This is a genomic window from Brevibacillus sp. MCWH (genome assembly GCF_013096935.1).
Lineage (GTDB): Bacteria > Bacillota > Bacilli > Brevibacillales > Brevibacillaceae > Brevibacillus > Brevibacillus aydinogluensis.
The window spans coordinates 1-455 of record NZ_SDLF01000149.1; the positions used below are offsets into that span (position 1 = coordinate 1).

The following is a 455-nucleotide window of genomic DNA, read 5'->3' on the forward strand; positions in this document are numbered from 1 at the left end:
CATTGAAACCCGCCATCGACGGTTGCGACGCATCGTTGCCCATCGCCATCAGAAAGGCTGACGCCTGGTTCAGCCCGATGCCCATGTTCTTGGTCTGGTCGACCAGCATCTGGACGCCGTCTGCGACCTGACGACCGGCGCTGGCGAGGTCGTTAGCTCCATTTTGCATGCGGATCAGGCGCGCCCGGGCGGCGTCCGGATTGTCCAACCCCAGTGCTTTCCGCGAGCGGACTACCGAATTCAGCGATCGCCCCAGATCGTTCACCACCGCCGACACGGTCTGCGGTGACCGCGTGGACTGCAGCTGACGCGCCAGGCCGACAACCTTGTCGAGAGTGCCATTGTCACGTGCGGTTTGCAGCTTGTGAAACTGAACGCGCGCGTTGCCACACATAGGGTTGCTGTCACAGACCGGGCTGGTATCCAAAGCGGCGACAACAGAGTCAAGCCAATCG

At 62.0% G+C, this 455-nt stretch carries 1 pseudogene; it reads right to left on the minus strand.

Annotated elements, in window-relative coordinates:
• Positions 1-455 (minus strand): annotated as a pseudogene (locus ETC00_RS19810) (hypothetical protein); the annotation flags it as partial.